Annotated in this window: 17 protein-coding genes and 2 tRNA genes; 7 read left to right on the plus strand and 12 right to left on the minus strand. The window is 41.2% G+C overall.

Features of this window, described 5'->3' with window-relative positions; translation table 11 throughout:
• Positions 1-15 precede the first annotated feature (15 nt).
• Together Q9R21_RS02155 and folD are read right to left on the minus strand one after the other, a co-directional pair.
• Positions 16-684, minus strand: a complete 669-nt coding sequence (locus tag Q9R21_RS02155; RefSeq protein ID WP_311203627.1) for a 50S ribosomal protein L11 methyltransferase — start codon at positions 682-684, stop codon at positions 16-18.
• A 135-nt stretch (positions 685-819) separates the two neighbouring features.
• Positions 820-1668 carry a bifunctional methylenetetrahydrofolate dehydrogenase/methenyltetrahydrofolate cyclohydrolase FolD gene (folD, locus tag Q9R21_RS02160; RefSeq protein ID WP_004646309.1) on the minus strand — a complete coding sequence of 283 codons (849 nt, stop codon included), beginning with the start codon at positions 1666-1668 and terminating at the stop codon, positions 820-822.
• A gap of 153 nt (positions 1669-1821) precedes the next feature.
• Here folD and Q9R21_RS02165 point away from each other — a divergent pair.
• Positions 1822-1895: transfer RNA gene (locus tag Q9R21_RS02165), tRNA-Cys, on the plus strand.
• 10 nt (positions 1896-1905) lie between these two features.
• A tRNA-Leu gene (locus tag Q9R21_RS02170) sits at positions 1906-1991 on the plus strand.
• 151 nt (positions 1992-2142) lie between these two features.
• Here the strand turns inward: Q9R21_RS02170 and Q9R21_RS02175 are convergent.
• From Q9R21_RS02175 to Q9R21_RS02185, 3 genes are all read right to left on the minus strand, one after another.
• Positions 2143-3045, minus strand: a complete 903-nt coding sequence (locus Q9R21_RS02175) for a WYL domain-containing protein (RefSeq protein ID WP_311203628.1) — start codon at positions 3043-3045, stop codon at positions 2143-2145.
• Positions 3046-3198: 153 nt separating this feature from the next.
• Positions 3199-3402 (minus strand): hypothetical protein, encoded by a 204-nt coding sequence (locus Q9R21_RS02180; RefSeq protein ID WP_004646307.1) that lies wholly within the window; start codon positions 3400-3402, stop codon positions 3199-3201.
• Between the two features lie 214 nt (positions 3403-3616).
• Entirely contained in the window at positions 3617-4609 is a 993-nt protein-coding gene (locus Q9R21_RS02185) for an NAD(P)H-quinone oxidoreductase (RefSeq protein ID WP_311203629.1), read from the minus strand.
• Between the two features lie 130 nt (positions 4610-4739).
• Between Q9R21_RS02185 and Q9R21_RS02190 the strand changes: the two genes are divergently transcribed.
• On the plus strand, positions 4740-5084 hold the full coding sequence (locus tag Q9R21_RS02190; protein WP_004646305.1) for a co-chaperone YbbN: 345 nt from the start codon (positions 4740-4742) through the stop codon (positions 5082-5084).
• A 69-nt stretch (positions 5085-5153) separates the two neighbouring features.
• Here Q9R21_RS02190 and Q9R21_RS02195 read toward each other — a convergent pair whose 3' ends face one another.
• The 3 genes from Q9R21_RS02195 to cysD all read right to left on the minus strand — a co-directional run bounded on the left by Q9R21_RS02195 (position 5154) and on the right by cysD (position 8268).
• Positions 5154-5426: a hypothetical protein gene (locus Q9R21_RS02195; RefSeq protein WP_004279462.1), complete on the minus strand. Its 273-nt coding sequence runs from the start codon at positions 5424-5426 to the stop codon at positions 5154-5156.
• A 145-nt stretch (positions 5427-5571) separates the two neighbouring features.
• Positions 5572-7188: a sulfate adenylyltransferase subunit CysN gene (gene cysN, locus Q9R21_RS02200; RefSeq protein ID WP_253098973.1), complete on the minus strand. Its 1617-nt coding sequence runs from the start codon at positions 7186-7188 to the stop codon at positions 5572-5574.
• Between the two features lie 165 nt (positions 7189-7353).
• Positions 7354-8268 carry a sulfate adenylyltransferase subunit CysD gene (cysD, locus tag Q9R21_RS02205; RefSeq protein WP_004730252.1) on the minus strand — a complete coding sequence of 305 codons (915 nt, stop codon included), beginning with the start codon at positions 8266-8268 and terminating at the stop codon, positions 7354-7356.
• Between the two features lie 323 nt (positions 8269-8591).
• Here cysD and Q9R21_RS02210 point away from each other — a divergent pair, with 323 nt between their 5' ends.
• The 4 genes from Q9R21_RS02210 to pgaB (Q9R21_RS02225) all read left to right on the plus strand — a co-directional run bounded on the left by Q9R21_RS02210 (position 8592) and on the right by pgaB (Q9R21_RS02225) (position 13359).
• Entirely contained in the window at positions 8592-9134 is a 543-nt protein-coding gene (locus tag Q9R21_RS02210; RefSeq protein ID WP_311203630.1) for a hypothetical protein, read from the plus strand.
• Positions 9135-9449: 315 nt separating this feature from the next.
• Positions 9450-10085, plus strand: a complete 636-nt coding sequence (locus tag Q9R21_RS02215) for a YqiJ family protein (RefSeq protein WP_311203631.1) — start codon at positions 9450-9452, stop codon at positions 10083-10085.
• 37 nt (positions 10086-10122) lie between these two features.
• Positions 10123-11841: a flotillin family protein gene (locus tag Q9R21_RS02220; RefSeq protein WP_311203632.1), complete on the plus strand. Its 1719-nt coding sequence runs from the start codon at positions 10123-10125 to the stop codon at positions 11839-11841.
• Between the two features lie 480 nt (positions 11842-12321).
• Positions 12322-13359 carry a poly-beta-1,6-N-acetyl-D-glucosamine N-deacetylase PgaB gene (gene pgaB / locus Q9R21_RS02225; RefSeq protein ID WP_016806655.1) on the plus strand — a complete coding sequence of 346 codons (1038 nt, stop codon included), beginning with the start codon at positions 12322-12324 and terminating at the stop codon, positions 13357-13359.
• Here the strand turns inward: pgaB (Q9R21_RS02225) and pgaD are convergent.
• The 4 genes from pgaD to pgaA are packed head-to-tail and all read right to left on the minus strand — an operon-like array spanning position 13265 to position 19362.
• A complete protein-coding gene (gene pgaD / locus Q9R21_RS02230) occupies positions 13265-13825 on the minus strand; it encodes a poly-beta-1,6-N-acetyl-D-glucosamine biosynthesis protein PgaD (protein WP_311203633.1) in 561 nt (186 codons plus the stop codon). The two genes, pgaB (Q9R21_RS02225) and pgaD, sit on opposite strands and share 95 nt — an antisense overlap.
• Positions 13812-15089 (minus strand): poly-beta-1,6-N-acetyl-D-glucosamine synthase, encoded by a 1278-nt coding sequence (gene pgaC / locus Q9R21_RS02235; protein ID WP_311203634.1) that lies wholly within the window; start codon positions 15087-15089, stop codon positions 13812-13814. The genes pgaD and pgaC overlap by 14 nt, the downstream gene beginning before the upstream one ends.
• Positions 15089-16909, minus strand: a complete 1821-nt coding sequence (pgaB, locus tag Q9R21_RS02240; protein WP_311203635.1) for a poly-beta-1,6-N-acetyl-D-glucosamine N-deacetylase PgaB — start codon at positions 16907-16909, stop codon at positions 15089-15091. The genes pgaC and pgaB (Q9R21_RS02240) overlap by 1 nt, the downstream gene beginning before the upstream one ends.
• Positions 16909-19362 (minus strand): poly-beta-1,6 N-acetyl-D-glucosamine export porin PgaA, encoded by a 2454-nt coding sequence (gene pgaA / locus Q9R21_RS02245; protein ID WP_311203636.1) that lies wholly within the window; start codon positions 19360-19362, stop codon positions 16909-16911. Before pgaA ends, pgaB (Q9R21_RS02240) begins: the two co-directional genes overlap by 1 nt.
• Positions 19363-19521: the final 159 nt, after the last annotated feature.

A 19521-nucleotide genomic window follows, 5' to 3' on the forward strand; every position in this document is an offset into this window, starting at 1 on the left:
TTTGATTTTTTAAATTTAACGTGTTTTATAGAAACTGACATTACGAAATTCGGGCGATTCATCCAAATCCGGCCAGGTCGTCGCACTACGCTCATCCAGTTTTTCATATTGAGGATGACTAAAGTTTTTTACCCGACTGTCTGCAACCCACACCTCAGGTGCAAATTTTAAAAACTCATCCAGGAAGAAACGGTTACATTGATCATAGAGCACATCTGCGGCTAATAAAATATCCACTTTCTCTGCCTTATATATGTCATCCAGATATTCAAGCTCGACATCATTTAGCTCTGCATTGGCACGACAGGCATCTAGACTAACTTGATCGATATCACAGCAGATCACACGTTTTGCACCTGCCATTTTCGCCGCAATGGCAACTACGCCCGATCCCGCCCCAAAATCCAAAACTACTTTGTCTTTAACATGATGCGGCTCTGCCAATAGCCACTGCGCCATCGCCAAGCCTGAGGCCCAGCAAAAGATCCAGTATGGTGTATCATTCCAAATGCGACGAATCACATCATCATCCAGCTTATCTGTTGGGAATACTGGCGGAATCAGCCACAGGGAAATGGGTGTATCCGGCAATTGCTGTGCATGTAGCTCACAGTGTGGAATCACATCATGCAAGGCTTTTAGTAGATGTTCTGGGGCTTGAGGGAGTCGGAAGGTGCAGCTCATTAGATTTCTTTTAATTAGTATTAATGTCTTTGAAGAATCTCCCCTAGCCCCTCTTTAAAAAAGAGGGGGAAACTCCATCCAAAAATAGTGATCAGAGTTCCCTCCTTTGAAAAAGGAGGGTTAGGGAGGATTTGATTAACCTAAAGCTTTTTCAGCAGCTTCAACCGTTTGACGGATTAAAGTGGTAATCGTCATTGGACCTACACCACCCGGAACTGGTGTGTAAGCAGAAGCAATTTCTTCAATGCCAACAAGTTGGATATCACCAACACCACCGCCATCACGTGGATGGAAACCAGCATCAACAACCACTGCACCTTGTTTGATCCAGTCTTTTTGAATTAATTCTGCTTTACCTACCGCACCGACAATGATATCTGCTTGCTTAACAAAGCTTGCAAGATCTTGAGTACGTGAATGGCAAATGGTTACGGTTGCATTCGCTTCTAGCAGCATCGCAGCCATTGGTTTACCCAAAATTGCAGAACGACCTACAACTACCGCATGTTTACCAGCGATTTCAATGTTGTTCTCTTTCAGGATAGTCATAATACCCGCAGGCGTCGCTGAACCATAGGCTGCCTCACCCATTGCCATACGACCATAGCCCAGGCAAGTGACACCATCTACGTCTTTTTCAAGCGAGATTGCATCGAAACAGGCACGCTCATCAATTTGCGCAGGAACCGGGTGCTGAAGCAGAATACCGTGCACATCAGGATTTGCATTTAATTTTTCAATTTCAGCCAATAATTCTTCAGTTGTGGTTTCTTTAGGAAGTTCCACTTTGAGTGAATCCATACCAACACGGCGGCAGGCATTGCCTTTCATGCGAACATAAGTTGCAGATGCACCATCGTCACCTACCAAAATCGTCGCAAGAATTGGAGTACGACCTGATTTTGCTTTCAGCGCTTCTACGCGAGTAAACAAGTCAGCTTCAATTTGCTTCGCCAATGCACGACCGTCTAGAACTAATGCCACGGCACTTCTCCCAAGTGTTGATATGAATCAATTTTGCACATTCTACATGAATAATTTAAATATTTTCCGCCAGATGATGTTTTTATGCGCATACAGATGAATACACTATTGTTTTTTTTTCTGAGCTTGCTAATATACGCATCAACAAGACGCGGCGGGGTGGCAGAGTGGTCATGCAGCGGACTGCAACTCCGTGGACGCCGGTTCGATTCCGACCTCCGCCTCCATCTTGTTAAAGCCCGAGTGGTGAAATCGGTAGACACAGGGGATTTAAAATCCCCCGCCCACAAAGCGTGCCAGTTCGAGTCTGGCCTCGGGCACCATTCTTCTACTATAGAAAGATGGTGCAAATAAAGAACCCAGCGAAAGCTGGTTTTTTTATGCCTGTAATTTAGTTAATCAAAAAATAAGTAAATTAAATTCCTATTTACAGCGTCATCATTAATCAGGCCACCCTGCTCTGCTTTCTCAATATTATCCAGCAGAACGTAAATATCCTTGCAAATCCTGTTCCAGTTTCTGCTGAAAATGAATCGGCTCAATAATTTTCACATAGGGCAACCAGTAACGCACCAAAGGCAACAACTGCATTTCGTGACGAATCTGGCAACTGATCACTAACTCTCCAGTCTCGGCTTCCTGCTCGATCTGCTGTTCTGGAAATAAACGGCGCTCTTTAAAAAAAACCCTGACTTCAGGTTGTACCTTGATTAAGACTTGCTGCTTTTGCTGCCCAAACCAGATGCTGTCTTCATCTGCCAGCATTTTCAGCACTTCAGGATCATGCGCAAAGCTCTCTGCTTCAGAAACCAGCTTGAGCTGTTGCACCTGACTTAAGCGATAAGTGCGCAACTTGTCCTGATCTACCCCCACCAGATACCAGATACCATGATGGTGAATCAAGCGATAAGGCTTAATGATTCGCAATTGATCTGAATATTGCAACTCAACCTGCTGACGTTTATAGATTGCGCTTGCAAGCAACTTGAAATGTTCGGCAAACTGTTTGGCATCTTCAAAATAATAGCCTTTTGCCGAAAATACCTGATTTGCCCGCTCACCCAGCAGTTCACGCATAAAAGACATATCCAACGCCGGATACAACTCACTGATCCCCGAAAGCTGGGCAAAAGTCTGGATATCCTGCAATTTAAACCGCCCTAAATAAGAGGGTTCCAGATAATATCGTTTCTGTTCATCTTGAAGTAAGGGCAAGTAAGAGCCTAGACGATCAAAATCACGCTCAATGGTGCGGGTACTGACCTGAAATTCTGCAGCTAGCTCTGCAGCCCGGAGTTGATATCCGATATTTAATTTGGTCAAAATTCTGGCTAAACGCTCTGCAAGACGCTCATGTGTTGAAGCTGGGCGCTTCATAAATCCCCACTTAATACATTCTCATGTACTTATTTATCGCTAGATGTTGAATGATTATACTGAATGCCGATCAATGAATAATATTAGGACAAAGTCTAAGATATTTTTTTGCATCAGATCTTGACCCTTTATTCACCCTAAAAATACAAGATCTTATTTGGATTTTCTGGATGCTTTCTTGCTTGAATGACGATTTTGTATTGTTAATCTTTCTATATAACGCTCCAGATGCAGCATCGCCCGATACATTTTATGTAACTCTACCCAGCTGATGGTTCCGCGAATAATCATTTTATGAATACGTCGTAATGCTCTTAAACTATGTTTTGAACTATATGCTGTTGAAATAATTTTCATCTTATTTTCCCTCTCACATTCATGTGAATGTTTAACCATTTGGTCGGAATTATCTATACATGCAATTTACGTGTCATAATTGACAGGTTGTGTCGAACAGTTAACATTTTTAATTTTTATTCAAGATTTTATATATTTATTTGTAATAATATTTTACTTAAAATTAAAAAAAGCCAGTAAAATTACTGGCTTTTTTTGAATCACTTATCTCGTATTAAATAATTTCAACTACAACTTTACCCACATGCTCTCCAGTATCCATTGTGGCATGGGCATCCTGAATCTGATCGAACTTAAACGTTTTATAGATCATCGGGAGACATTCGCCTTTTGCCCACAATGGTGTAATCTGCTCTTTCAGGCCTTGTGCAATTTCCGCTTTTTCAGCCGTGCTGCGTGCACGCATGGTCGAACCGGTAATGGTCAGACGTTTCATCATGATTTGACCCAGTTTGACTTCTTTGGCCTTGGCACCACCCAAGAAAGCGATATAGACCAGACGTCCATCACGGCGCAACAAATTCAAATTACGCTCTAAATATGGTGCACCGACCATATCTAAAATGACATCGACACCACCATTGTCAGTGGCTTCATTAATAACTTGCTCAAAGTCCTGAGTTTTATAATTAATAGCCGTGGTTAAATCAGAAATAGCCGCAACTTTTTCATCTGAACCGACAGTTGCAAAAGTTTTGATTCCGAGTGATTTACACAACATTAAAGCAGTCGTACCAATCCCGCTCGTTCCACCATGTACCAGTACAGTTTCCCCTGCTTTGGCCTTACCCATCTGGAACACGTTCGCCCATACAGTAAAGAAAGTTTCAGGAATGGCCGCTGCCTGTACAAAACTTACGCCTTCAGGAATATTCAAGGTCTGGCTTTCAGGTATGACGCAATATTCAGCATAACCGCCACCATTGGTCAAACCACAGACTTGATCACCAACTTTAAACTGACTTACATCACTACCAATCGCAACCACCTCACCTGCCACTTCCAGGCCAGGAACTGGCGTTACCCCTTTCGGCATCGGATATAAGCCTTGACGCTGCAGGATATCTGGACGGTTAATACCAAAGGCATGAACTTTCACCAGAACTTCATCTGCTTTAGGTTCAGGTAAAGTCACCGTTTCATAAGCGAGTTTATCGACACCACCTGGTTCTGTAATAATGACTTGCTGCATGGTTTGTTGCGACATGATTTCTTTCCCTAATCTATGCATTTCATATATCTTGGACTTATTTGAACATAGTTAGCATGAGGAATGAAGCTACATCGGACTTATGTATAATCGGGGGACTATTCAGGAAATTGATAATAGGCCAACCATGACCCAAGTGATCGAATATAACGAAAACAATTACAGTGATTTTGAGTGGTTTGAAGGTTTTGCCGTGATTCGCTTTTATGCAGACTGGTGCAAGCCCTGTGTTCAGAATTTTCCGGTCTTTGCCGAACTGGCGACATACTATGCTGAGGTAAATCCTGAAGTTAAATTTGGCAAGATCAATGTGGATCAGTCTCCGATTTTAACCTTGCGCTATAATGCCTATGGTTTGCCTTCTACGCTTATTTTTAGAAATGGAGAAATTATTAAAAGGATTGCAGGCGTGAAAAGTTTAACCGAAATGAAAGCAATTCTGGCCTTAGTCCTCAATGATTCTTATGAATAATTACCCATGTGAAGCCAAATCTAACAAAAATATTTCTTTTAGCTCACTATCTAAATACGGAGCCTTTAATTAACTACGCCCTTTATATTCCTTTACCATTCGATCACTCACATCTTCCGGATAACACAGCGGCGCATATCCGCCTGCACGATTATAAGCACTACGCTTACCACAACGACTACCATTACTTGCAGTATTGTAAGGACACGGACAATTTCCCGGATAATTCTCAATCGACTGCTGGATTATTTTTTGCTTGATTGCTTCAACGCTTTGGCTGCTCTGTTTGGCTTCAGCTCCAAAAGCCACACACAAGCCAGCCAGCAATATTAATTTTTTCATATATTCCCCAAATCTAGGGAGTATTGTATTAATTGACTAGTAAATTGAAAGATCACATTTTGACTAATCGAATGATTTTCATGCAATCAAAATTTAGGCAATAAAAAACCCGCTTTTCAGCGGGTTTCTTCAAATCAGTCCAGTCTTAAAGACGAACCAATTCCACAATCTTCTCAGCAAGTTCTTCAACTGTATCTACGGTTAAAGTCGTGTCTGTACCTTCAGCAGCATCGGTAATCACAACCACACCAGTTTCACGAACCAGTGCAACCTGCTCCGCATTCAAACCTGCTTTAGCAATAGCAACGATCCCTTGCTGAATCAGCAAGCTTTCTAGCGCCTGAGCATTTTCCAAAGCTTTACCAGATACAGTCATCGCAGCAGGTTTTTGACCCAAACGTGCCGCACGTGCTTCTGCAGTGACAGGCTCATCGTGTGCAGACCATTCAACTGATTCTTCCACCATACCAGCACCAATCGTCACGTTATTCAAACGATCGATGAAGATAAACGAACCGGTGAAACGGCTGTCTTGATAACGGTCAAAGACCACTGGTGCATCAAATTCAACAGTCACATTGGCGATTGCATTTAGCTCAAGTTTATCCACCTGAACTTTTTCCAATGTGTTAACGTTGGTACGGTAATGAATTGCCGTTACTTTTGCCGGAACGGTTTGCGTACCAATCTTGATGTTGTACAGCTTACCCAGTACAAGTGGTTGATCTGCCATCCACACAACAGTCGCTTGAACTGAACGGGAAATATTTGGAACAGCTTGATCCGCACGAATTAACACGTTACCACGTGAAATATCAATTTCATCGTTAAGCGTTAAAGTCACTGCCTGACCTGCAACTGCATGCTCAAGATTGCCATCAAAAGTGACAATTTCTTTGACAGTCGATGATTTACCAGAAGGTAATGCTGTTACGGTATCGCCAACATTGATATCGCCAAGTGCGATCGTACCGCAGAAACCACGGAAGTCGAGGTTTGGACGGTTCACGTATTGCACAGGGAAACGGAAATCCTGCTTCGCTGAACTACGGTTAATTTCCACCGATTCAAGTGTACCCATCAGCGTTTCACCAGTGTACCATGGCGTATTGGCTGACTTGTTCACCACGTTATCGCCATTCAATGCAGAAATAGGCGTAAAGATGATATTGCTTGGTTTGCGATCGCCCAATTGTGCAACGAATGCCGCATATTCAGCCTGGATTTCATTGAAACGTGTTTCAGAGAATTCCACCAAGTCCATCTTGTTGATTGCAACAATGATGTTTTTGATACCGAGCAAACTCGCAATAAAAGTATGACGACGCGTCTGGGTTTGCACGCCATAACGCGCATCAATCAAAATGATCGCAAGATCACACGTCGATGCACCAGTTGCCATGTTACGGGTGTACTGTTCATGTCCCGGCGTATCCGCGATGATGAACTTACGCTTTTCTGTCGAGAAATAACGATAGGCCACATCAATGGTAATACCTTGCTCACGCTCTGCTTGCAAACCATCGACCAGAAGTGCCAAATCAGGTGCATCACCTGTCGTACCGACTTTCTTCGAGTCACGGGTCACGGCCTGTAATTGATCTTCATAAATCAATTTTGAATCATACAGCAGACGACCGATTAACGTCGATTTACCATCGTCCACGTTACCGCAAGTCAGGAAACGCAACAGGTCTTTATTTTCATGTTGTTTCAGATAGCCCAAGATATCTTGGCTGATTAAATCAGATTGATGAGACATCGCTCAAAGCTCCACATATTCTTTAGAAATCGGTTGTTTTGAATCTTTTTTTAATCTCCCTAAATCCCTCTTTAATAAAGAGGGACTTTATCTCCGTTCTGATTTAGGAGTTCCCCCTCTTTTTAAAGAGGTGAGCAGCATTGCTGCGCAAGGGGGGAGATTAAATTAGAAGTAGCCTTCCTGCTTCTTCTTCTCCATCGAGCCTGCTTCATCATGGTCAATCATACGACCTTGACGCTCAGAACTGGTTGCCAGCAACATTTCCTGAATAATTTCCGGCAAGGTATTGGCTGTAGATTCCACAGCACCTGTTAATGGATAACAACCCAACGTACGGAAACGTACCGATTTCATTTGTGGAACTTCACCTTCTTTTAAAGGCATACGTTCATCATCAACCATAATAAGTGTGCCACTACGTTCAACCACAGGACGTTCTGCAGCCAAATAAAGTGGTACTAATGGAATACTTTCCAAATAGATGTATTGCCAGATATCCAGCTCAGTCCAGTTAGATAATGGGAATACACGAATACTTTCGCCCTTGTTCACTTTACCGTTGTAAAGATTCCAAAGTTCTGGACGCTGGTTTTTCGGATCCCAACGATGTTTCGAATCACGGAATGAATAAACACGTTCCTTGGCACGTGATTTTTCTTCATCACGGCGCGCGCCACCAAAAGCAGCATCAAAACCGTATTTATCCAGGGCCTGTTTTAAGCCCTGAGTTTTCATGATGTCGGTATATTTAGAACTACCGTGGTCGAACGGGTTAATACCTGCCTCAACCCCTTCTTTATTCTGATGCACGATCAAATCGAAACCATGGGTTTTCGCCATATTGTCCCGGAAAGTGATCATGTCTTTAAACTTCCAGCCTGTATCGACATGTAATAATGGAAATGGAAGTTTTGCTGGGTAGAACGCTTTTAGCGCAAGATGCAGCATGACCGCTGAATCTTTACCAATCGAATACAGCATGACCGGATTTTCAAACTCGGCAGCAACTTCGCGGATGATATGAATACTCTCAGCTTCAAGCTGTTTGAGATGAGTAAGTCTTTCCTCATTTAACGACATGGACAACACCAGCTTAGAAAAACGTGTACTTATGACACTTTTGAAAATTTATATTCATTATAGTGATTTACTTATCCTATCCATTGCTTGTTTTATGATATTGATATATTAAAAGCTCATATAAAAATTCATCAATAATGAATATCAGTTTTTATGAATCAATAATTTGCACAATTCAAGCGATGATATTGTGTGGTAGAGGTATATATTAACCTGTCGCTAAACCAATAAAATCCTAGGAAAATAATCTAAAGTAGTGGTTCTCAAATAGTTAAAAAATTACTAGAGTAAGACTCAATTCTCCCTCTTGATATACTTCATTTATGCCCTATAGCGCTTTTGATCTCACCACTGTAAAAACCCGTCTGGAACAGGCCCAGCTTGCTGGTTATATTTATCAGCACCAGCAACATATTTTGGTCTTGCAAGAACCTTTCAGTGATGATGGCAAGCCTTTAAATATCTATCTGCAACACGAGCTGACCGCGGATCAAATTGGATTACAGTTTGGTCTGCGTTTGCAAGAAGGTCATTGGGAATTTCTAATCGGCGTTACTTATAGTAACCAGAACGCAGCTTACGAAATTGGTGCTGGCAACCTCAAAGGTGATCAAAAAGCCTTTAACTTATTATATGCCTTTTATAATTATCCTAAAGCGTTCTATCTAGTGGCATTACCTTTGACAACCAACAGTCAGATTTTGGAGCAAACCTTGCAAAAGCAGCTTTTCAAGCAGCCTGATCTCGACTTCCTGAATACTGCAGTCAAGATTAATCCTATGGGCGAACAAGTCAAATGGATGCAACAGTATATTCTGCAACAGACTCTAGATATGAAAGTCCGGATTCAGACTGCCCTACTTTAAACTTGAACAGAAAAATTTGGAGATACTCAGGTCGATGTATCTCTATCCTTTCTCAGGCAAGCACACACAGAATGCCATGCTATTCAGAATTCCTATTGCCGCTATGGCATCACTTGCTCAAACATCCAGTTAGCTTCTTATAGTTTATTATTAATTTTAATAGTTCAATAAATATTAAATAATCAACATATTCAATCCTTGTTTGTAAGGTTTTTTGTTATTTTTTTGCATACAAAATCAGCAATTACTGTTATCGTTATATCAATAAAAACTTTCAGACACTTTTCCTAAAAACATAATTATAGAGATAAAGAAATGTGGGAACTGTTTACGCATCCATCAAATATCGTATTTAGTATTAGCCTGAGCCTAATGCTGATGTTTGCTGCACTAGAATGTATTCTATTGCTGCTCGGCGGCGGCTCTCAGCATATCTTCGAACAGTTTTTACCTGAAGATTCCCTGCAACCGGAAATAAGCCCGGATCAGTCTCCCGGTGTTTTCAGCAAAGTATTTGACTGGTTATATCTGGGGCGTCTGCCTTTATTTATCTGGCTAATCATTTTCCTGACCAGTTATGGCTTGAGCGGTTTATTGATTCAGGGAATATTTGAGCGCCTGACCAGTCAGCTGTTTAACGTCTGGCTGATTTCTCCAGCCTGCCTGTTTCTGTGTATGCCTGTGGTGCGCTTTCTTGCCATGGCCGCCAGTAAGCTCCTGCCCCAAGATGAAACCTCTGCGATTCATAGCGATGAACTCATCGGACGTACCGCGACCATTATTCTGGGAGATGCCAAAGTGAATTCTCCCGCACAAGCCAAAGTCCGGGATCAACATGGCCAGACCCATTATGTGCTGGTCGAACCAGAAAACAATCAAGTTTTAAATCAAGGCCAGAATGTAGTTCTAACCCACAAAACCAAGAACGGCTTTCAAGCCATTGCACTTTAATTTTATTTAGCTAGCACTCAATTGAGACTTTACAACAATGTTAACATTTGATTTATATAATATTTTAATTATTGCGGGAATTATTTTTGTGGCACTGGTGACCTTCGGTCTCATCATTGCACGCTTATACCGTCGTTCAAGCAAGGAAATTTCCTTTGTGCGTACCGGTTGGGGTGGAGAAAAAGTGATTTTAGGTGGAGGCGCAATCGTGCTTCCGGTGTTACATGAAATTATTCCGGTAAATATGAACACCCTACGTCTTGAAGTCCGCCGTGCTGATGATCAGGCACTGATTACCCGTGACCGTATGCGGGTCGATGTCATGGCCGAATTCTATGTACGGGTCAAGCCTACCGCAGATTCAATTGCCACCGCAGCACAAACCCTTGGTCAAAAAACCATGTCACCGAATGAACTGAAAAATCTGGTGGAAGGTAAATTTGTTGATTCACTGCGCGCAGTGGCGGCAGAAATGGCCATGGAAGAACTGCATGAAAAACGCGTCGATTTCGTGCAAAAAGTTCAGCAAGTCGTTTCAGAAGATTTACATAAAAATGGTCTGGAGCTTGAAACGGTTTCCTTGACTGGACTGGATCAGACCGGATTTAAATACTTCAATCCGCAAAATGCGTTTGATGCTGAAGGTCTGACCAAGCTCACTGAAACCATTGAAGACCGTCGTCGTAAGCGCAACCATATTGAACAGGATACCGATCTGGCGATTAAAACCAAAAATCTGGAAGCTGAACAGGCGCGCCTGCAAATTATTCGTGAAGAAGAATATGCCAAACTGCAACAAGAACGTGAAATTGCCATTCGCCGTGCTGAACAGCTGGCTGAAATTGCCGCTCAGGAAGCCGGCAAAAAACGTGAAGCAGAAGAAGCACAAATTGCCGCTGAACGAGAAGTCGAACTCAAGCGTATTTTGGCCGCTCGTGATGTCGAAAATGAAAATATTCAAAAGGCTCAGCTGATTCAAAAAGCACAGGTCGAGCAAAAGAAAACCATTGAACTGGCTGAACAGGACCGCGCCATTGCTATTGCGGAAAAATCACGTGCTGAATCTGAAGCTAAAGCCCAAGCTGATCAGGCACGTGCACAAGCGGTAAAAGCGGAAGAAGAAGTCATTACCGTACGTCAAATCCAGCAGGCAGAGCGTCAAAAGGCAGTTGAGCTGGTCGCAGCCAAAGAACACGCTGAAAAAGATGCGATTGCAATTACAGTTGCTGCTGAAGCTGGCAAACAGGCGGCAGCAGATGATGCAGAAGCTGTGCGGATTGCGGCTGAAGCCGAAGCAGAAAAAGTCCGCCTTAAAGCCAAGGGTGAAGCGGATGCAAAAATCCTACTGGCTCAGGCAATGGAAAAACAGTATCAGGTGGATGCTGAAGGTACGCGTGCGGTCAATGAAGCCAATAACGTCCTGTCACATGAACAGGTCGAAATGCAGATTCGTCTGGCCATGCTGAAATACTTGCCTGAAATTATCCGGGAAAGTGTCAAGCCAATGGAAAATATTGATGATATCAAGATTCTCCAAGTGAATGGCCTACATGGCGGTCATACCGGTGCCTGTCAGGCAGATGCCCATCATGAGAATGGTAATGTTGCTCTATCAGATCAGGTAGTGAATAGCGCCCTACGTTATCGTAGCCAAGCACCGCTTATTGACAGTCTGATGAGTGAGCTTGGTATTCAAGGTGGTGATATCAACGGCATGACTCAGAGCCTTAAAGCCAAAACTGGTACATCTGCCTAATATTACTTACTCAAAAAAGCGGTCATTGGCCGCCTTTTTAATACCTATTCGGGGATAATTTTCAATATACGCTTATATATCTTATTTATTTCTTTATTAAGATTTGAAGCCGATGATGTTTGACATCATATACTGCTTCACTTCATCCATTTGGATATTGACTGTTCGTCAGAAATTATGAGATTCATCGATTGCTAGACTTGGTCTTCTATAAAAAAATTCTTATAGTAACTTAATAGTCTCAAGTAGCATTCTAAAATGGCTTACTACTATTCAGTTTCCACCTATAACAAAAAATTCCTACTCACCCTCTTGGCATGCCTAGGTATTCCAATGAGTGCCTGTGCAAATAATCATGAAGATTCCAATGCAATTCACTCTCCCTCTCATCCTATTAATGTCATTATAGAGCCGTATTTGAATCAACCCACAAATATAAAAAAATTGTTTAAGACTAAAAAGGCTAAGCAGCTTAAACAGATGCGGATTATGCATATTGACCTAGATTATATTTTTGATTCAGACCAACAACAGCAACAATCCAATATCCAAGCCTTGATCCAGCGTATTCAACAAATTCAGCCCAATACTATTTTTTTACAGGCTTTTGCTGATCCGGATGCCAATGGTTCTGCTAATCTGGTTTATTTTGAAAATCGGCATATTCCAATGCGGGCCAATTTATTTCCTGAACTACTAAAACAGATCCGGCAACATACACAGGTCAAACAGATCTATGCGTGGCTGCCTTTAATAGCTTGGGAGCTACCAAAATCCTATCAGCTACAATATGTTAAACATAGTCAGGACAAAACACATGGTTATATCCGGCTATCCCCCTTTGACCCGACGAATTTAAAATATATTGCAGAAATTTTTCAGGACTTTATTCAGAAGAATGCTGTAGACGGTGTACTATATCACGACGATATTACGTTAAATGATTTTGAAGATGCTTCAGTAGTAGCACGGCAAGTCTATCAACAATGGGGATATGACTTGAAGTTACTGGAAGAGCCACAGCATCCACAGCAATCTGCTTTTGCAGCAGCCAAAACAGCTTATCTTGATCAATTGGCTGCAGGAATCACTCGTCTGTTACAACATTATCGTCCTCAATTACTAACAGCACGAAATACTTACGCGCCTATCGTCTTACAGCCAGAAAGTGAAAAATGGTTTAGCCAGTCCGTGAGCAGCACTTTAAGATATTATAATTACAATGCCATTATGGCCATGCCTTATATGGAACAGGCAGGCGACCATCACCAATTTTATTTAGACTTAATTCAGCAATCCAAAAAGTACGATCCAGATTTGGATCGTACCATTTTTGAATTACAGGCCACAGACTGGCGTAGCAATCAGAAGATCGCTACCTCAGAACTAGTACAAACCATCCACTTTTTGCAACAACACGGGGTTAAGCATATCGGGTATTATCCCGATGACTTTGCGCAAGCACATCCTGCGGCAGTGGAGATAAAGTCGGTATTTCAAGTGGATCATTCACGCTAAATTCCACCAGTTTCCCCTGTATAGAATAATATAGAGTAATATTTTTGGCAGAACTTAAGGTATGAATAGCAACTGGGCTAATTTCAAAAGAAGCGGCTAATTCATCAAATTTAACTTCTTTAGGCGCAGTACGGCGTTCGTTCCCCTTGAAACGGATCCAGTTATAACTTGCCCAGATAAACAAACTGACAATAAAGCAAGCCACTAGAATAGCAATATCTCCTAGGGTCGTATTGCCATGAGTAACCGGATCAGCTGCTAATTGATGGATTGCTGTCCTACCTTCAAACCACCATAGACCTAGGGTAAGGAGTGGCATAAATAGCCACATCCAGCATATCCACCCTAAACCTATTAAACTATAGCCCACTGTTTTATGGCGAACATATTCTGGTTTATCAATATATTCCGGCAATTTCAGTTGAGATAGATCTGTTATTATTCTTTCATTTTTAACGTTGTTCATAGTCTTCTTCCTCAGGTCGAAATCCACGGTCAGGACTTACCCATCGTGCACGTTGTTGTTTTTTAAATATAGTTTTAGGAAGTGCAACTACTGTGGTCAACATGGTAATCATCCAAAAGAATAAGGGATACCAGATCACCCAGAAGTAATTTCTTAGCATACGGTCTTTGTCATAGTACCTATCAATATAAAGGCTCACAAAAAACTGGATTAGACAAGTGATACCTAAAACCACACCATACCATTGCGGCAATAAAGTCTGAATCGCCCACTCCCCGGGAAGCGGCATAAACACTCCATACACATACAATACAATGATCCCAAACATGAAATAAGCCCATATCACGCTAATAATTGATTCAATAGCAATCGGCCACATTCGACGTAAGCGCCATTTAAATATTTTAGGAATATAGGCAAATAACACTTCAATTCCACCTTGTGCCCAACGTAAACGCTGCTTCCAGAGCCCTTTAAAAGTTTCAGGCATATATATATAGCACAAAGCTTTGGGTACATATTGCAAGTCCCAATGATCGAACTGCAGCCGCCAAGACACGTCAATATCTTCAGTGATCATATCATCACGCCAGTAACCGATCCGGTTCAACGCAGTCTTACGAAAGCCGACAATCGCACCGGAAACCGTAAAAATACGTCCGTAGGTTCGTTGTGCCCGCTTGATCAAACCAATAATTGAAGAAAACTCTCCAACCTGAATTTTACCCAGTATACTGGAACGGTTAATGATTCGGGGATTACCAGTCACTGCACCAACACGTGGAAACTTGATCAGATGATGCATCATCCATAATACCGAATGAGGATGCAACAAAGCATCTCCATCAATACAAATTAGATATTCAAACTGACTAACCATCGTACCTGATCTTAATGCATAGGCCTTGCCTTGGTTTTCTGCCAGATGCACTACTCTCAGCTGAGGATATTGGGTTTCGAGTTCATCCAGAATGTTACCTGTACCATCCGTACTGCCATCATTGACTGCAATTACCTCAAAATTTGGATATTGGCTTTGCATGGTAAAGCGAATGGTATCTCGCACCTGCTCTGCTTCATTAAAACAAGGAATAATAATGCTACAGCCCTGTTTTGAAGGTTCAGGAATAATGGGTTGTTTGATCTCATGTTTCAGATAAAACCAGATTCCACCTGCAATCCATAACCATGCCATAAAGAGTGGATAGAAAAAAGCAAAGCCAAAGTAAAGGTCACTCAGCTGTAATTGATTAATCCATTCCATTACCTTTTCTCCTGTGTGATTTGCACAAACGGGTCACGGTAAGTCAATGGACTATCATTCAGACTCAGTGTTTTATAGAGTTGTTGATGTACCGCTTTTGCATTACTAAATTGATAATTATTTATTGCAAGTTTTTGGATAGAATGCGCTTTAAGCTGAGCATACGCTTGTTGATAAATATTCCAGGATTTTATTGAAGTATCCACTGGCAGGCTTACAATCAAGTGTTCCCGCTCCTCGACAGATAAGCTCTGAATTGCAGTCAACAGTGCTTTGAAGCTATGTGGATCCTTTACAGGATCAACTGTTAAATAAAGAAAATCCGCATGGTCTGGAATCCTGCCAATTAATGATTTTAATCCGAGTAATTTGCTGTCTCCCACATTAATTTTTAACGCGGTCTGATAGTTATTACTGATATTGGCATAATAACTGGCTTTATTCTTGGTACGGTTTTTGATATTAAGAATAGTCTGTAGATTAGTCTTACATATTTCACTCCAGATCGCCTGATCAATTGCACAGCGCAGCGTTTGCCCAGTTTCAATCATAAGGCCTTCGATTGAACTGTTATTCTTGACCAAATCCCCAGTCAGCTCGGCCAAATCATATTTTTGTTCAGTTTCCAGAGTCAAAGGTAATTCTGCATAGACTTTATGTGCACTACGGGTACGTGCCTGCCAGACTGTACGATTTAGCAAATCCTGCTGCATTTTTAACTGACGATTTGGAAAATAGCTGACATCAATCTTACCATCGCCATCTAAATCAGCGACAGTACGTAGTACCAATACATTACTTTTAAAGGCGTTGATTTGATCAAGGAGCTGTCCCAATTTTTGATCTGATTCGCTATAGCTTGGTGTCACAAGCTCATTTAAGTCCAATCGTAAAAAGGTTTTTTTCATTCTGTTAGGTGATCGTGCGTAGGTTAAGAAATCAATTTTCTCTTCACGCAAAATTTCAGGGGTTGGATTTAGCATCACCAAGGCACGTTGATAAGTCTTTACAGAATCAGCCAATGAAGAAATTGATCCCAAACTGAAAGACATAGGTAAACCGGCTGTTCTCGCCAAAGCCTCCGCTTCTGGAGTAACTGCCCCATAAGGCCAGAAAATTGCCCGAGTATTAATGTTCAATTCCTGATCCAGAATCTGTTTTGATTTTTTTAAATCAGCAATGACGCGTGCAGCATAAGCCTTATCCGACTCATAATTTCTGGTGGCAGGGCTATATATACGAGTAATTGCCGCTGGCTGCATATTCATTTGTGGATTTGCCAAAACACCGTGATGCATATTATCTGAATGGGAAACAAACTCGACCAAGCCACTCGCTTGCATTTCCCGCATCTGGTTCCAATTCATTAGGTTACCAGCTCCATAAGCCTCATACGCATCTTTGGTGTTTCCATTAATCCAACTGGTTGGAATAGCAAATACGGCAGGCACATTAAATTGCTTTAATAACGGAAATACTCGACTATAACTACTTAATGCACCGTCATCAAAGCTCAATAAAACAGCTTTTTCAGGTAGAGAGTACTGTTTCTGACGAGCTTGCCACACATCCTCTAGCCGGATTGCTGTCCAACCTTCCTTTTTCATCCAAGCTAAATATTGCCCTAAATTTTTAGTACTGATGGCATATACATCGCGGTCACCGCTTTTGGCAATATCATCACGCACATCATGAAAAGTTAAAGTAACAAATTGATTTTCTTTTAATTCAATTGCAGTACCTTCTGCATGAGTGCAAATTGGCAAGTACATCATCGTATTAAGACATACTGCAACTAAGGTTTTGATTAATATTTTCATTAGAATCGCCCCTCAAAACCAAAGACGGCATATAGTTTTTCTTCATCATTTCCGTCATATGGATGTACACTGTAGCCAATTCCATAATCCATTTTCCAAGTCCTTGATAACTGCCACTCATGCTGATAGCTCAAGTTATAAATCGGCTCAGTTGAATAGTTCTTCTGATTATATGCCCCAATCGTAGCACTCAACTTTTGATTAAAATTACGCTCATAATGACGCCAGGTCAGCCAGTTATGCTCAATATTTAACTCAAAACTGTTGCTATGTTCAGGATTAAAATAGGACACATCCAGCACATCATTTTTTCCATAATAGCCACTTAGAGTCGCTACCGTCTGATGCTTCGGTCCTTGAAAAATCTGCTGTTTAAAATATGCACTTAATTCCTGACGTAAATTACCATCATTGATATCGGTATAGACATAACTGAGTCCCGCCTTTCGCGATTCGTGTGCTTGCCAATTCAAATTTACTAAATAAGATTTTCCGTCAAACTCATCTTGAGCCTGCAAAGGAATCGCTGCCTGACTGTTATAATCCAGCATATAGTTCCAATGATCATTCAACCAATGCGACCAACCCAATTGTGCACCAAGACGATCACCATCCGTTGTTTGTGAAACTAAAAGCGTGGCATGTTTACGTTTGGATAGCCATTCCGCTCCTACGCCTATACGCTGATCATCCAACTTACCAAAATCATATTTAGCCCAACGGTAACGGTGATCAACGAAACCACGGAAATTATCAGCAAACCAGGGACTGTTCAGTCGGGTCCAGCTTTCTACTTCACGTGACCCTTGTAAGCGCCCCAAGATATCAGGATTATCTGCTTCACTCTTTGAAAAGCTGCTAGAGTGCTGAATAGTAGCCCGATCACGGTCTCCTAAAAATTTTGAACTTTCAATTACCCCAGTATCATCTGGCTCATGCTCTGCCAGAAAAGTATATGTTTTACGCCATTCCTGAATATCGGATAAGGCTTGGGCATTTTGCATATGATTAATACGGGTAAACTGAGTAACCGGCTCGACGCCATTCCACTGGGTAAGCGTGTGTTCAGATTGCTGAGGTTTTTCACGCCAACGTTGTACTTGTGCAAGATTATTATAATAAACCGCATGATTCGGTGCATGATCGACTAAATTTTCAAAATAGTGTTCTGCTTTATCTAACTCATTGCGATAAGCATAATTTAGACCTTTCAGATTATAAAATTCATAGCGGTTACTATGGGTCGTACGGTCTACACCTTTGGCATTACTATATTGATAGGTGGGCAAAACCTGATCCATCAAGTTAATAATGTCATTTGCTTCACGAAATTTCTCCTGTTCGACCAAGCTGTAATACAAACCTTCATAAACCTCATAATCGGCATAATTTTTTTCAGACAATAAGGATGTATAAAGTGATTCTGCCTGCTTAGGTTGACGCTCTCTTAAATAAGCAGCAGCCAATGCCTGACGCACATAAGGTGGCATCGCCTTTACAGGCTGCTCAGCTTTAGGAATTTGTAGAAGTGCTTCTGAAGATAAATTTCTGAAACTTAATGCATAAATATAGTTATAGTAAAATCGGCGTCGAATATCGATATCATCCGGCAGTTGAGTTTCATAAGCTCTCATCTCCTGCAAGATTTCGTCCAGTTTCAGATTGGCCTGATATCCTCGATCCTGCTGATGAGCCACCTGATAATACTGAATTGCTTGTTGCGTATATTGAGAAAACTCATTCAGCTTAAGGACATGCTTTAATTGAGGCTGATTAATATCTAACCGTTGATTTTTAATATATTGATCAGCAGTAAAATAATCACTATTGGCTAGCAGAGCCAATACATATTGTGAGTGTGATTCGTTATTAGCATTGGCCTGAACAGCACGCTTTGCAATTGCTAAAGATTCAACCGGCATCTCCAGTAATCGGTAAGCATATGCCGTGAGACTCAAATAATCTGCCGAAAGTCCATCAATAGAGACTAGAGAAAGTGCATGTTTGGCACGATCCTTTTGTTGAGACTCTGCATAAATTACCCCTGACCAGACATTCCAATAGGATGCCGGTCTTTGTTTGGCAAACTGCTGAATATAAGACTGAGCCAACCCAAATTCTTTTTGGTCTCGCAAAGCCTTAATCAAATTAATCTGGGCATATTCAGGAAATTCTGCCGGTTTAATCTGTTGCAGATATTTTAGATCTGTTTTGCTAAAACGTGCATTGTTATAACTCAATACAATATAGTCAGCCAAAAGTTTTTGGTCGGATGGATTTTCCTTAAGCATATTTTTTAGTTTTTCTAAACCATCTTCTATTTTCCCCTGATAAATTAGACTAGTAGCTTGCTCACGTTCATGACTTATATCTTGGGCCAAGAGAGTATTAAACGGTTGTGAAATAAGAATCGTAAAACAACTTAGAGGAATGATCATTGTTCTATTGATCATGTTATTTTTCTCAAATTAGTATAATTATTAACCCCATAATAAGATAAATGTGATTTAATTCACAATATCTATTACAAAAATCTTTTTAATTTTTTAAATAGGATCATCAAGAATGGTTTATTTCTATTTTATTTTTAAGCTACTTTAAAAATAAAATGC

The sequence above is a fragment of the Acinetobacter sp. RG5 genome (assembly GCF_031844265.1).
Lineage (GTDB): Bacteria > Pseudomonadota > Gammaproteobacteria > Pseudomonadales > Moraxellaceae > Acinetobacter.

Coding starts and splice junctions, on each gene's coding strand:
- Q9R21_RS02155 (WP_311203627.1), bottom strand. CDS start 684: ATGAGCTGCACCTTCCGACTCCCTCAAGCCCCAGAACATCTACTAAAA.
- Q9R21_RS02175 (WP_311203628.1), bottom strand. CDS start 3,045: ATGAAGCGCCCAGCTTCAACACATGAGCGTCTTGCAGAGCGTTTAGCC.
- Q9R21_RS02180 (WP_004646307.1), bottom strand. CDS start 3,402: ATGAAAATTATTTCAACAGCATATAGTTCAAAACATAGTTTAAGAGCA.
- Q9R21_RS02185 (WP_311203629.1), bottom strand. CDS start 4,609: ATGTCGCAACAAACCATGCAGCAAGTCATTATTACAGAACCAGGTGGT.
- Q9R21_RS02190 (WP_004646305.1), top strand. CDS start 4,740: ATGACCCAAGTGATCGAATATAACGAAAACAATTACAGTGATTTTGAG.
- Q9R21_RS02195 (WP_004279462.1), bottom strand. CDS start 5,426: ATGAAAAAATTAATATTGCTGGCTGGCTTGTGTGTGGCTTTTGGAGCT.
- cysN (WP_253098973.1), bottom strand. CDS start 7,188: ATGTCTCATCAATCTGATTTAATCAGCCAAGATATCTTGGGCTATCTG.
- cysD (WP_004730252.1), bottom strand. CDS start 8,268: ATGTCGTTAAATGAGGAAAGACTTACTCATCTCAAACAGCTTGAAGCT.
- Q9R21_RS02210 (WP_311203630.1), top strand. CDS start 8,592: ATGCCCTATAGCGCTTTTGATCTCACCACTGTAAAAACCCGTCTGGAA.
- Q9R21_RS02215 (WP_311203631.1), top strand. CDS start 9,450: ATGTGGGAACTGTTTACGCATCCATCAAATATCGTATTTAGTATTAGC.
- Q9R21_RS02220 (WP_311203632.1), top strand. CDS start 10,123: ATGTTAACATTTGATTTATATAATATTTTAATTATTGCGGGAATTATT.
- pgaB (WP_016806655.1), top strand. CDS start 12,322: ATGCGGATTATGCATATTGACCTAGATTATATTTTTGATTCAGACCAA.
- pgaD (WP_311203633.1), bottom strand. CDS start 13,825: ATGAACAACGTTAAAAATGAAAGAATAATAACAGATCTATCTCAACTG.
- pgaC (WP_311203634.1), bottom strand. CDS start 15,089: ATGGAATGGATTAATCAATTACAGCTGAGTGACCTTTACTTTGGCTTT.
- pgaB (WP_311203635.1), bottom strand. CDS start 16,909: ATGAAAATATTAATCAAAACCTTAGTTGCAGTATGTCTTAATACGATG.
- pgaA (WP_311203636.1), bottom strand. CDS start 19,362: ATGATCAATAGAACAATGATCATTCCTCTAAGTTGTTTTACGATTCTT.